Annotated in this window: 10 protein-coding genes; 1 reads left to right on the top strand and 9 read right to left on the bottom strand. The window is 35.9% G+C overall.

Features of this window, described 5'->3' with window-relative positions; translation table 11 throughout:
* The first annotated feature begins 159 nt into the window (after positions 1-159).
* Positions 160-939 (top strand): class I SAM-dependent methyltransferase, encoded by a 780-nt coding sequence (locus ENL20_03015; protein HHE37527.1) that lies wholly within the window; start codon positions 160-162, stop codon positions 937-939.
* Between the two features lie 77 nt (positions 940-1,016).
* On the opposite strand, the gene nadD is transcribed toward ENL20_03015, so the two are convergent.
* From nadD to efp, 9 genes are all read right to left on the bottom strand, one after another.
* Entirely contained in the window at positions 1,017-1,589 is a 573-nt protein-coding gene (gene nadD, locus ENL20_03010; GenBank protein HHE37526.1) for a nicotinate (nicotinamide) nucleotide adenylyltransferase, read from the bottom strand.
* A 128-nt stretch (positions 1,590-1,717) separates the two neighbouring features.
* Positions 1,718-2,455, bottom strand: a complete 738-nt coding sequence (bamD, locus tag ENL20_03005; protein HHE37525.1) for an outer membrane protein assembly factor BamD — start codon at positions 2,453-2,455, stop codon at positions 1,718-1,720.
* A 4-nt stretch (positions 2,456-2,459) separates the two neighbouring features.
* Positions 2,460-3,893: an aminopeptidase gene (locus ENL20_03000; GenBank protein ID HHE37524.1), complete on the bottom strand. Its 1,434-nt coding sequence runs from the start codon at positions 3,891-3,893 to the stop codon at positions 2,460-2,462.
* An 11-nt stretch (positions 3,894-3,904) separates the two neighbouring features.
* Positions 3,905-4,375, bottom strand: coding sequence for a transcription elongation factor GreA (locus ENL20_02995; protein HHE37523.1), 471 nt, complete (start codon positions 4,373-4,375; stop codon positions 3,905-3,907).
* 82 nt (positions 4,376-4,457) lie between these two features.
* A complete protein-coding gene (locus tag ENL20_02990; GenBank protein ID HHE37522.1) occupies positions 4,458-5,264 on the bottom strand; it encodes a hypothetical protein in 807 nt (268 codons plus the stop codon).
* A 61-nt stretch (positions 5,265-5,325) separates the two neighbouring features.
* Positions 5,326-9,879 (bottom strand): hypothetical protein, encoded by a 4,554-nt coding sequence (locus tag ENL20_02985; GenBank protein ID HHE37521.1) that lies wholly within the window; start codon positions 9,877-9,879, stop codon positions 5,326-5,328.
* An 11-nt stretch (positions 9,880-9,890) separates the two neighbouring features.
* Positions 9,891-10,787, bottom strand: a complete 897-nt coding sequence (locus ENL20_02980; protein HHE37520.1) for a PorV/PorQ family protein — start codon at positions 10,785-10,787, stop codon at positions 9,891-9,893.
* 217 nt (positions 10,788-11,004) lie between these two features.
* The gene (locus ENL20_02975; GenBank protein ID HHE37519.1) at positions 11,005-11,211 is read right to left on the bottom strand and encodes a hypothetical protein; all 207 of its coding nucleotides are present in this window, start codon (positions 11,209-11,211) and stop codon (positions 11,005-11,007) included.
* 25 nt (positions 11,212-11,236) lie between these two features.
* Positions 11,237-11,797 (bottom strand): elongation factor P, encoded by a 561-nt coding sequence (efp, locus tag ENL20_02970; protein ID HHE37518.1) that lies wholly within the window; start codon positions 11,795-11,797, stop codon positions 11,237-11,239.
* Positions 11,798-12,283: the final 486 nt, after the last annotated feature.

Genomic DNA, 12,283 nt, shown 5'->3' with positions numbered 1-12,283 from the left:
TTCTTATACTCCCGTAAAAGAAAATTCGCATTTACTAAAATGTGGTTTTAAATTGATTATTATTGTTTTAAAGAATAGGCATAACACACAGCTCCACAGCCAAGCAAGAAGAAAAGCGGGAAGAGCGTGGCAGCTGCCAACCATTAAACGATAGAAAAAATGCAATACGATAAACTAAAAAACAGATTTGCGGAAGTAATAGAAAAACTGCCTTATTTGAGGATTATCTTTTACAGAATATTAGACATGATCCTGCTGCGCCAATGGTATGTGAAGGCAGCGATCAGGAAATATTTTCCGATCAGATTTCCTGTCCACTTTTATGATGCAGGAGCAGGTTTCGGGCAGTATTCCTATTTTATCCTGAAAAACTGGAAGAAAGCAAATGTCCTTGCTGTTGACCTTAAAACCGATTACATGGATTCATTTTCCAATTATGCACAGCAAAAAGGATGGCAGAATTTTTCCTGTCAACAGGCTGATTTAGTTGATTATGTACCTGAAAAAAAATTTGATCTGATCATTGCCATCGATATTTTAGAGCATATCGAGGATGATTTACAGGTTTTGCAGAATTTCCACAAAGTTCTAAATAAAAAAGGGAAACTGATAATTTCATCTCCCAGCAATTTTGATGAATCTGCGAAATTTACGGAAGAGCATGTTCGTCCCGGATATTCAAAAGAAGAGATAATTTCAAAACTGGAAAATGTTGGATTTAAGATAGTTTCTTTTGAATATTCTTATGGAAAATTCGGGCAGATTTACTGGAAATTATGTTTAAAATTTCCGCTGTCTTTAGCCAGCAGAAACAAATTGTTCGTTTTATTGCTTCCTTTTTATTACCTGATATTTTATCCGTTATCTTTTATTTTTATGGTATTGGATTTTTATTGGAAAAACAGGATTGGGACCGGGATCGTAGTGGTTGCGGAATAGAAATCTTAACCTCAAAATACACTAAAAACGCAAAAGAGGAAATTCATAACCTTTCCTGTTTTTCGTGGGCATATTCTTTATTCGATATTCATTATATCTTTTTCAATTATCTTCGGAACCATTTCTTTTATACTTTCCTGTTTCCTGATTCTTTCTCTGATCTCAGTTGAAGAAATGTCAACTGGTTTCATTTCCACAAAGAGGAGTTTGTTTAAAAAATCCAGGTTTCTCCATTTTGATTTATCAATTTCAGGCCTATTCACAACCACGATCCTGACATTGTCAATCAGCCATCTGTAATTATGCCAGAGGGGAAGTTCATGTACATTATCAGCACCAATAATGAAGTAAAATTCATATTCAGGGAATTTTTTGCGGAGTTGTTTTATCAAATCATCAGTGTAGCTTAATTTGCTTTCATGGAAATCGAAGTCGTGAACTTCAAACTCAGGATACTCATCAATAGCAGCGGTGATCAGATCAAATCTTTGTTGATAAGAAAATATTTCAGTATTGGGTTTAAAAGGATGTTTACCGGCTGGCAGAAACCATATCTTATCGAGTTTAAGTTGCCCAAAAACAGCATTGGCAACAGCAATGTGTCCATTATGAACAGGATTGAAAGTTCCTCCGAAAAGTCCGATCTTCATTTTTGGAAAAACCGCTGAATTACGCGGATTGTCGCGGGGAAAAAGACATTTTCGGAAAAAGATAAATAAAAGAACATTTTATTAACTTATTATTCTTCTTTGCGTCCTTTGTGTCTTTGCGGTGAATATCAAAACTTCTTTTCCACCAGTTTATTTATTTTATGTGCTTCCTTCGAATCCGGATATCTGGCATTAATCTTCTCTGACATTTTCAAAGCATTGTCTTTATCTTTCCTGACGATGTAGATGCGAGCTGCATAATATAGAGATTTCTTGTCGAGTTCATTGATATTTCCCAGTTCGATGATCTCATCAAAATACATTAAAGCAGCACTGTAATCATACATTTTATAATATGCATAACCATTATAATATTTTTTTTCCAGTAATTTGTAGTGACATTTATTGATATATTCGATTGCTTCCGATTTTTTGTGATCAAAGGGAAATTTTTCGATAAAACGCTCAAAAGAAGCAATTGCACTATTGGTCTCTTCCTGAGAATAATGCGGACTCAAAGAGCGCTCGAAATGACAAACTCCGATCTGGAAATAAGCAAGGTTTATGTCTTCGTAATCAGGGAAGATCCTGATCAATTCCTCATATTCAAAAATCGCATCAATGAACTTGTTCTGATTGAAATAACAATCAGCAATTCGGGCTTGAGCTTCGGCAGTATAAGCAGAATTTTTTTCAAAAGCAACAGCCGTATAATAGGGAATCGCTTTATTATATTTCTTCCTGCCGAAAAGTTCATTACCGATTCTCATTTTCTCGGCAACAGGCATTGCGTCAAAAGCTTTATTGGAACTGCAGGCACCGAGAAGAAGGATTAAAAAAATCAGGGGAAAGACGATCTTTTTCATTATCTTAACCTTTTTTGAAAAAAGCTTTATAAGCCTTGTAAGATGAATAGATGTCTGCTTTACTACTTAACTCATAAAGCGAATGCATTCCCAGAAGTCCGGGACCGCAATCGATAACTTCTGCTCCGTGTTGAGCCATGAATTTGGCAATTGTTCCTCCGCCTCCTTCATCGACTTTACCCAGTGCTCCGGTCTGCCAGTTCACTTTTTCGTCATTGAAGATTCTAATGATCTTCGCATTGAATTCAGCATTTGCATCATTAGAACTACTTTTTCCCCCAGCACCGGTAAATTTGGTTACGCTTACACCAAAACCAATATGTACCGCATTATCAGCTTCATGAACATTCGGATAGTTGGGGTTGATCCCGGCATTTACATCTGCCGAAAGAATCTGGCTGTTGATCAATGTTTTTCTTAAAGTCGAGCTGTCGAATGCTTCTCCATTATGTTTCAGCAGATCAGCAATGAAATCGACAATAAAAATTGATTTTGCTCCGGTATTGCTCTCGCTTCCGATTTCTTCTTTGTCAGCCAGGTAAACGACTGCAGTTTTTTCACTTTCCATATTTTCCTTTTCAAGGTCAAAAATAGCTTCCATGGAAGTAAAGGCACAAATCCGGTCATCCTGTCCGTAACCAAGAATAAAACTCTTATCTATTCCAGCATCTCTGGCTTTACCTGCCGGCACGACTTCCAATTCGGCACTCAAAAGATCTTCTTCGATAATTCCATATTTTTCATTCAGCAAAACCAGGGCATTCAACTTGATAGCATCTTTGATTTTTTTGTCGGTTTTATCCAGGTAGGGAATAGAATTGAAAATAATGTTCATATGTCCTGCTTCAACAGCTTCCCCGATTTTTTTTGTATATTGAGTTTTTCTTGCTAAATGAGGGAGAAGATCCGGCATTACAAAAACAGGCTCTTTTTCGTCTTCTCCAATACAAACATCAATAGTTGAACCGTCTTTTTTGACGATCACTCCGTGAATTGCCAATGGAGTTGACATCCATTGATATTTTTTGATACCGCCATAATAATGAGTTTTCAAAATTCCCAATTTTGTTTTCCCGTCTTCGGAAAGCGGATTTTGTTTAAGATCTACCCGTGGAGCATCGATATGAGAAACGATCAGATTAACTCCCGAACTGACAGGATTTTTCCCGATCAGGGCAACCGCAGCATTTTTATTCCTGGAAAGACGATATACTTTTTTTGATTTTTCATTTTGATCAATATTGGAAAAACCTTTTCTGGTAAGCTCTGACTTCACAAATTTTATTGCTTCTCTTTCTGTCTTGCAGGAATTAAGGAAGTGTTTGTAACTATCTGCAAATTTAAAAGCAACTTTCTGTTCTTTTTTAGGAAAATCTTTCCAGAAATTTGCTCTTTCATAGGACAATTTTTTTCTTAAATCATCGATTTTTTTTGACATAAAATTTCTCCTTAACTTATTTCCATTATCTTAAATTTTCTATTACCGAGAGGAGTTTTAACAGAAAAAACTTCCCCGATCTTTTTCCCGATCATTGCTTTTCCGATGGGTGAAGCAACCGACATTCTTTCAAAACCATCTGTGGTCTCATAAACCTCATCGATTCCAACTAAACGAATAGATTTCTTCTTATTGTCAGATAATTCTCTGATCGTAACGCAAGCTCCGAAACGAACAGCATCTTTAGGGATTTTATCTGGATCGACAACCTGCAATTTCGATATTCTCGATTTTATTCGATTAAATTCATTTTCCAGGTTTTTCTGTTTTTCCCGCGCTGCATGATACTCGGCATTTTCGCTGAGATCCCCCATTTCCCGAGCAGTTACGACCTGCTTAATGATCTCCGGTCTTTCTTTTATCAGTTCGTTCATTCGTTTCTGCAAACGCTGTCTTCCTTCTTTGGTTATGTATTCTGCCATTATGTTCCTTTAAGATTTAAATTAAATGCGAGATTTAGAAAGATCAATCAAAGCAATGATAGACTCTCACATGAAATCTCAATTATTTTATTTTCTTCAAAACTTTCTGTCCGTGCAGACCGATTTTCTTCAGTTTAATATTCCCGCTTTTTGCCCAGTGGTCAACAATATCCTGGATGTTTTTATTGTAACAACAGATACTTCCGCATAAAATATCGGCAAAAACAGGATTCCTGGTAGATTTATAATCATCGAATATTGACATGTAATAATCAGCATCAAGTTTATATACAGCTTTCAGGAAATTAACATTCAACTTAATCCTGTTCTGAGTTGCGTATAACCAGGAAGTCTCCAGTTTTTTAAAAATAGGATCGATCAGTTGCGGATCATTGATGATCAATTTTACTAATAATTTCTGAATGCTCAAATTAAGGATTTTATTGTCCTTTTTTATCCACCTGGAAATCATATCAAGATATTGCAGAGATCTATTTTTCAGGAAAGGATAAATAGCCTTATCAACAATCAAATTACAGGCTTTCTGGTCTTTGATTTTATAAAGGATATTTTGAAGATAGTTCAAGAACACATCGGGTTTTTTCTTAATTGCTCTGGACATAATATAGGCAAATATAATAATCCCGTTTTCGCCCTTATTTTGCAGAAGTGAATCATAGAAATCGAAATATTTATCTGCAGTCCGGGCAATTTTAGAAGCAAGTGTTTTGGCTACTAAAGTTATAACAGCATGCGGAATTTTGTTATCGATGCGTTCCGGGAAGGCATTATAAATGATATCGATATCATAATTTTTTGCTGGAAGTTTTCTCTGAAAAAAATCAGTTGTGTCCTGTTTAAGTCTTTCCTTCCAATCTAATGAAATCATGGTAAATCTCCTTTGTTAATTATCACGAGCCGTAAGGAGTTTCACGCTAGCGACCCGAAGTTTAATTTATGATAACGATCTTCCCTCTTTTGTAATCATTTTCCATTTTGATCAAATAAAAATAAATTCCCGAGGAAACCTGTTTTCCTGACTGGTTTTTCACATCCCATGTTTCTTCTTCTTTAGAATTATGATAGGGTCCGATATCTTTTGCATAAACCAGGTCTCCGGCAAAATTATAGATGTAGAGTTTTCCTGATTGTTCGAGTGGAAGATTCCAGAATTTTATCGCTCGGAATTCCCTATTTTCCTGCAGATTTAGCGGATTGGGAAAGACAATTAGATGGTCGAGATTTTTCATATCGCTTAAAGAAAAATGAAAAGCATTTCCACTATTGGAAATCTCATTTCCGGCAAGATCGAGAATGTTGGATAATTTCAAAAAATAGGGCTGATTTGAATATTGAAGTTTGGTTGTCATCTGGATCAAAACATGATCTCCGGAAACTGTTACAGACTCGATCGTATTGTTTTTATCCAAAACAGGAGGAATTAAGAAATAATTTGTTAAGGTCTCAGCAGAAGTTGTATCAATAATTTCCGAAAAAAGCACTTTAACCGTGTAGAAATCAGCCAAAGTCTCAATACCGATAATTTCAGGAGGAGTTGTGTCTTCTTCGTAATTTATTAAAATAGTCTCATCAGGAACAGGGACACCTGTTGCTCCATGCAAATCAGCGATGTTCAAATAATATGATTTTTCGTAATTCGATTCATTAAAGTTTTCCGGTATGAATTCCGGATCAGGCAAGGTAGTTGCAAAAGGACTATTGAACCTTAAAAGCAATCCCTTTTTTTCCTGGATAAAATTAACTGATGTAGGTCTGGAAATATTATCATCAATATGAGCAGTGAATTCGATCTCACCATCAGAATAAAAGCAGCTGTCAGCCACCATAAAATGATTGATATTTATGGCATCATTATTTAATGCCAGGTCGTAGAAAAGTTTCAGTTCATAGTTTGAGTTCATCTTGATTGACTGGAACCTCGGAACCGGAAAGGGAATGGCTTTTTTCCAGAGAGTCGGCAGGCTTTCACGGGGAGAAAAATCTTCATTATAGGAAGTAATCTGATAATATAGCGAGTCACCTGTTTTATAATCATCTAAAAAAGGAAATGATAGATCCAGATGACTACTTTCAGTTGTACTGCCGATGGGCAGGATTTCATTATGATGCCGCCTGTACACCAAAAATGAATCAGCTTCTGCGACAGGATTCCAACTTAAAGTTACAACTGTTGAATCGACAGGTTGAGCAGAAAAATTTTCAGGAGTAGGAGGTCCGGTTAATTCCTCCGGATTTCTTTGATTTACAAGGCAGCTCTTAACATCAACACCATCACCGATATTCACGATTATATGAGAATTTTCATTAGCTGTCTGGGGTAAAGCAGTGATGGCATTCTGATATGTTTTAATAGATTCACCTTTCCAGATCGGGACGATTTCTTCATCAACATAATCGACCACATATACATTCGGCGGAAGTGATAAAATAATCTCTTCATCACCATCACCATCTAGATCTACATTAGCGATCGAATTATTGGATTCAACCTGGTCGAAGCTCAAGGCAGCAATCGGAATATACTGATTGTCCTCCCCGGAGTGAGTGTAGAATTTAAAATACGAGAATGATTTAGAAAGATCGATCGGATCTTGGGTTATCCCGCCAACACAGAAATCTTTTTGGCCGTTCCCGTGACCAAGAAAATCCCCAACTGCAAGATAATAAGCATTGGAAACAGGTAATCTGTCATACCAGACCGGATCGAAAGTCAGGAAATTATTTACATTTTCATTGTAGTGATAAGCATTACTTTCGTTTATTTCAAAGATCAGAATATCACCATCCGTATCTGCAGTCAGAATATCTGCATAAACATCATTATCTAAATTTCCGGAAGCTGCTCTATTCACAAATTCATTTTTAACTGTAGTTGGAGTATTGTTAAGAAGAATATATTCCGGTTCACCCTGAGCATCTTCGAATGTATTTCCAAACCTTCTATTCAAAGATATAACTCTTCTCGTAGCATTCCCTACTTTTTTATTCTTGATCAATACTACTTCATCTTTATTATCATTAAATTCATCATATTTGTCATAATTTATAAATTGTCCGCCATAAACTTTGTCGTCTGTCCATAAAGTGTCTTGATACAAAAAAGTTGTATTGGGATAGGAGAAAGGTTCCGGTGCTTCATAGACAAAAGCGACTTCTCCGATCACACCGAGAACATTGATCTTGTTTTCCGTGTTCGTATAGCCGAGGTCGTGAGGCCAGAATTCGTCAATGAATGTTTGCTGCACGACCAGAGTATCATTCATTATTTCATAAACTTTACAGGTATTATAGTTTTCATGTCTTTCCATTCCGACAAATTCATTTCTACCATTACCGTTAATATCATAAACTTTCCTGATACAAACCAGTTCAGGTCCAAGCGTGATCTGTTCAAAACGGTTAACATCGATTGAACTGTGGTCTATTTCGATCAAGTATGGGAATGTATCGGATGCTTCCAATCCGCAAATATTGGTTGCATTATAATCAATAGAATAAATTCCTTCCGGCATTTCATCCGGCAAAGCCAGAAGATGGATAGGATCCATATAAGTGCTGGAAGTTACATAAGTTTCGTTCTGATTGGAACAGGATAGCGATAAATTAACAGGCTCATCAAAAACCGCCTGCACATAATATTTCTGTAATTCTCCCTCATACCTTTTAGCTGTAGCAGCTAAGGAATCGACAAAAACGGGAGCTGACTGATCAATATGAACTGTCTGGCGAAAATCGTAATGCCGCATATCATAAGAAACGACTTCGACTTTGATCTGGTAAGTGTTGTCAGGCATAAGTTCGGTAAGATGAAAAGTCGCCAGCACATCGTCTTCGATCTCTGTGTAATACCAGATAGGATTATGATCCTGAAAATTTGGATCTTCCACATTCATCCAATCAGTATTAGGGTTTGGACTATCTTCTGCCGTAAACATAACAGAATATCTCCAGAAATTTGGTGTAGTTACTGATCCGACTATATCAAAATCGCTGCTTAATCCTTCAAGTTCGTGAGGTGAGGTTATTTCAATAAATGGAATAGCTGTGTTAGTGATAAGATAGTGAGTATCCAATAAACCGTTTCCGTAAAGATTATCAAAACCTTCATCTCCGAGATCTAAAGCTGAACTGCTTAATCTCGCTCGAATTTGTTCGAAATTCAGATCAGGTTCGACAGATAGTAATAAAGCAATACTCCCAACAACAAAAGGACAGGAAACAGAAGTTCCCGAAAGTTCCTTATATAAGGGATCTTCTGAATCATAAGTACTCGTGATAAATAATCCGGGAGCAACCAGATCGAGATGCGGACCATAGCTGGAAAAAGTAGTTATTTCGGGAGGATTAGAATTGTCAACTGAACCGACAGCGATCGTATTTGCTAATTTAGCGGGATACATAATACCTGGAGCTCCGGTATTACCTGCAGCAACAACCACGACTGTTCCTTTCTCGTAAGCATAAAAACAGGCATCTGCAATTATTTGTGAGAAATTAACATCTCCCCAGCTGAGATTGATCACATCCGCACCCATATCTGCGGCATAAATTATACCGGCAGCAGCGTCATCGTCTTGCAGGTATCCTTGTCCGTCAACAGTTCTAAAACCTGCTCTTACTACCAGGAGTTTGGTATTCCAGCAAATTCCAGCTATTCCTTCATTGTTGTTAGATTGAGCAGCAATTATTCCACCAACATGTGTACCATGATTATTTTCATCGGTTGGATCATTATCGTGATCAGTAAAATCACCAAGAGCATCGTCGGCAAGTTCGGGAGCATCTGCAAAGTCCCAACCCATAAAATCGTCGATATAACCATTCTCATCATTATCTATTTCATCAGCAAAAGGAGAATTATGGTGTGTAATATCCCGATAATTTACAACATCGTCATTGTTTATATCGAGATTATTATAAACCATATATTCGACTAATTCCACCAAACTCAGATAACCATCACCATCATAGTCAATGACATCAAACATCCAATCTGCGAATTCTCCTTGATTAATTCTGATATTATACTGTAAATCAGGATGATCGAGCATCATCCCCGAATCTATCAGACCGACAACGATCTCCTTATTTCCGGTTGTATAATCCCATGCTTCCGGAATGTTCACGATCTCATATTGCTGATTTCCGAATTCCGGATCATTGGGAATAACAAAGAAATTATTAATATAGTTTGGCTGAATATATTCCACACCTTCAAATTGCAGATTTTTCGTCTCGTTCCAATCCAGTTCCTCATCAAAGGTGGCAACATAAAAATTATTTTCTGATTTATTTAAAACAGGTTTGATATTCCTGACCTGCTTCTCAGAAAGAAAACTGTCAAATTCAGAGAGTCCCAATCCGTTTCTCGATATTTCTTTGGGAGAAGATGTTTTGATGATCATCTGTTTGGGAACGCGATCCAGACAGCTTAAAAATAACGGAATAACGAGCATTATGAGAGTGAATTTTATTTTTTCCATTGTTCATTACCTCAAAATAGATAACTTATACTGAACATGTGAACATCATTGATTTCATATTTAAATGGAATAAAAGCATAATCTATTAAAAGATTTTTATAGATAAAACCAAGTCCCGTTGATAGAGCTTCCGAATCATAGTTGAATTTATATCCACCCGAAAGTCTGAATTTTTCATATAGAAGAAAACTTAAACTAACAACAGCGTTTAGTTCACTTCTGTCTTGATGTTTAAGACCTTTGATCTCTGACGAAATTTCAATAAAATCTGTTTCCAGGGATTTAGTTAATCCGATTTCAAAAGTTGTTGGTAGATCAATATTGTCTTCATCCATTTTGGTAGAGGAGCCAAGATGTTTGATGGCTGCGGCAAGCTTCAAATCTTTTATGGGAGTTAAATAAGTATAACCAAGATCGCAGGAGATAGCAAAGCTGGAAGCAGTTTTGATTTTTTCATATAGACCGTGTAAATTCAATCCGGCATAATGATTCGGATTTATTCTGAAAGCAAAATTTGTGATCATATTCAGATCAAGAGGATGAAATTCACCGATAAGATCACCTTGTTCATCTATGTCAGGGAATTTCCCATAATCAAGCTGTCTGAAGGCAATTCCGAAAGATGTTTTCCCATGAGAATTCAGATAAGCAACCGAACTCATCTTAGTATCGAAAATCCAATAATTTTGGGTTATAGAAACAGCGTGTGTTCTATTTATTAATCCGGCAGCAGGATTTTGCAGGAAACTAAAGGCATCGGAAGAAGAAAAAGGATCGTTACCTGCTTTAGCAGCCGCATTGGCACTGGAAAGGATTTTAAGCATTTGGAAGCCGTATTCACCACTTGCTTCTGCAATCAAAAATGTGGTCAGGCTTATAACGACATAGGCTATTATAATTTTTTTCATTTTTCCTCCAGGATATGAAGTTTAAAGATTCAGGTTTTGATAATTATAAAAATGCAACCAATACAGATGGACCAACAAAATAATTGTCTTTTTCAAATTATATTAGCTGCTATGTCAAAATTGCTCAAACCTCCTTATATTTTCATACCATAAAAAATATTAGAACATTCTTTTTTTGATGTTTTAAAATTTTCCCAGATTATAAGCGACATCAAGATTATACTTTACCAGCCATAATATCTTTTTCATTACATTTACAGATATCGACGAATTCATATTTAGGTGACCAGGTATTTGCTTTTGACTTTTTGCTTCTTATCAGCTTTATTTTTTTTATTTCAGTATTGCATTTTGGACATATAACTTTTCCCACGGTGCTGATCTCATGAGCAAGCTTTGCTGAGAATGATCTTACTTTTGCCATCTTTCCTCCCTGATATTTATAATATTCATGCTCTTTCTATGTATTCTCCGCTGCGAGTATCGATCTTAATTTTATTTCCGATTTCAATGAAAAACGGAACAGTAAGGTTTAAACCTGTATTTGTGGTTGCTTTCTTGCCGCTGGCAGAGGCAGTGTTCCCTCTGATATTCGGTTCACATTCAACTATTTCCTGAACAACCGTGATCGGAAGTTCTATTCCTAAAATTCTACCTTCAGGATCAAACTTCATTCCAACGACCATGTTTTCGATCAGGTATTTGTTCAGATCACCGATAAGATCGACAGGAACCTGAATTTGTTCATAAGTATTGCTGTCCATAAAAACATAAAAACTTCCATCAAAATAAAGGTATTCTTTTTTATGTTTTTCAACTCTGACTTCCGTCAATTTCTCACTTGTTCTGAATGTATTTTCGATTACCTGACCGGTTTTAATGCTTTTCATCTTTGTTCTGACAAAAGCTGAACCTTTTCCCGGTTTAACATGCAGGAATTCAACGATTTCATATAGATCGTTTTTGAATTCGATGATCATCCCATTTCTGATATCAGAAGTGGTTGCCATTAATCCCCCTTCGTTCCAGCGACAAAAGAAACCGCAAAACAGCGGATTTTTTAATCGAAGGCTAAAAATAAAATCACTTCTAAAATGGCAAGTAAAAAATGGTTAAATATAAACATAGTTAAGAAGATCAGCAGGACATTATGAGAATTATTTTGAAAAAATTTTTTAAATCAACCTTAAACTCTTAAAAAAGTGTTCTCATAAAGGGCATTTTTATTAAAATATCTGAGCTTGGGGGAAAAAAATATTTAAATAAATTGAATTGACCGGATAAGAATTTATAAGGAATTTTACGAAAAGAAATCAATAAAATTTTGATTCTAATAATCTAATAATTCAGGTAATTACAAATATTGGTCATTTCGATAAGGATAAAATGTTTTTTCTTCAAAAACCGGATTTTTTTCTGAGATATTTACAAAAATTCCGAAATATAGTTATTTTTTCTTGACAAAGAAATTCAGATTTTTAGTTTCTGTCCAGGTC

The organism is Candidatus Cloacimonadota bacterium, from assembly GCA_011372345.1.
Taxonomy (GTDB): Bacteria; Cloacimonadota; Cloacimonadia; order Cloacimonadales; family TCS61; genus DRTC01.
The sequence above is the reverse complement of the archived record's forward strand: the minus strand, read 5'-3'. Positions and strand labels throughout refer to the sequence as shown.

Coding starts and splice junctions, on each gene's coding strand:
- ENL20_03015 (HHE37527.1), top strand. CDS start 160: ATGCAATACGATAAACTAAAAAACAGATTTGCGGAAGTAATAGAAAAA.
- nadD (HHE37526.1), bottom strand. CDS start 1,589: ATGAAGATCGGACTTTTCGGAGGAACTTTCAATCCTGTTCATAATGGA.
- bamD (HHE37525.1), bottom strand. CDS start 2,455: ATGAAAAAGATCGTCTTTCCCCTGATTTTTTTAATCCTTCTTCTCGGT.
- ENL20_03000 (HHE37524.1), bottom strand. CDS start 3,893: ATGTCAAAAAAAATCGATGATTTAAGAAAAAAATTGTCCTATGAAAGA.
- ENL20_02995 (HHE37523.1), bottom strand. CDS start 4,375: ATGGCAGAATACATAACCAAAGAAGGAAGACAGCGTTTGCAGAAACGA.
- ENL20_02990 (HHE37522.1), bottom strand. CDS start 5,264: ATGATTTCATTAGATTGGAAGGAAAGACTTAAACAGGACACAACTGAT.
- ENL20_02985 (HHE37521.1), bottom strand. CDS start 9,879: ATGGAAAAAATAAAATTCACTCTCATAATGCTCGTTATTCCGTTATTT.
- ENL20_02980 (HHE37520.1), bottom strand. CDS start 10,787: ATGAAAAAAATTATAATAGCCTATGTCGTTATAAGCCTGACCACATTT.
- ENL20_02975 (HHE37519.1), bottom strand. CDS start 11,211: ATGGCAAAAGTAAGATCATTCTCAGCAAAGCTTGCTCATGAGATCAGC.
- efp (HHE37518.1), bottom strand. CDS start 11,797: ATGGCAACCACTTCTGATATCAGAAATGGGATGATCATCGAATTCAAA.